The sequence below is a fragment of the Chryseobacterium sp. CG10_8 genome, from assembly GCF_058117085.1.
Genome location: NZ_JBYVEB010000276.1, coordinates 1 through 682, shown reverse-complemented (window position 1 = coordinate 682; position 682 = coordinate 1). Strand labels below are relative to the sequence as shown.

1 protein-coding gene is annotated in these 682 nt (G+C 36.1%); it reads right to left on the bottom strand.

What is annotated here, in order from left to right:
- Positions 1–401 (bottom strand): sulfatase-like hydrolase/transferase (locus tag AC4AGG_RS16715; RefSeq protein ID WP_489773156.1); only part of this gene is annotated, 401 nt, incomplete at its 3' end.
- Positions 402–682 lie beyond the last annotated feature (281 nt).

Below are 682 nucleotides of genomic sequence, written 5' to 3'. Positions count from 1 at the left end.
TTAAAATTCAATAATTTTAAAATTTCACCTACGGAAGCAGCATCGTCTCCCCAAATGGTATTATAACCAGGGTACCCAGTGGCTAATTCGGTGATAGAGCCATTAGCAACCAAATGGTGATTACGTCCTGTCAGTAATGCTGCTCTTGTAGAACTACAAATTGCTGTGGTGTGGAAACGTGTATATAGCACACCTTGCTTAGCTAGATTGTCAATATGCGGGGTTGGAATTGGTCCTCCTAGAACGCCAGGTTGGCCAAATCCTAAATCATCAATTAAAACGACGATTACATTAGGAGCTCCAGCTGGAGCTTGTAATTCTTTTGGAAAGTCTTCCTTAGAGTCTTTATAGGTTTTCCCTATTTTACCCTCGAACTTTTTAGGAGGCTGTGGTAATACCACCTGAGCAAATAATCCTACCGAAAAGAAGGTAAGGAAAATTGCGATAAGTGTTGATTGTTTCTTTGTTTTTAGTTTTTTAGATGGTTAAAAAAAATACATATTTAATTTGCGTTTGATTTGATAGTATTCCGTAAAGATTATTAGGTGGTCAGAAAATCTTAGAAAGAGGCATTGCTCCTACTATTATTGTTTGCTCCCAAGTGCTAGGTCCGATATTCCTTGATAATTTTCTAAAAAAAAATAGTTTAGTATTGTTTTTTTAAAGATGATTAATCGGTTTT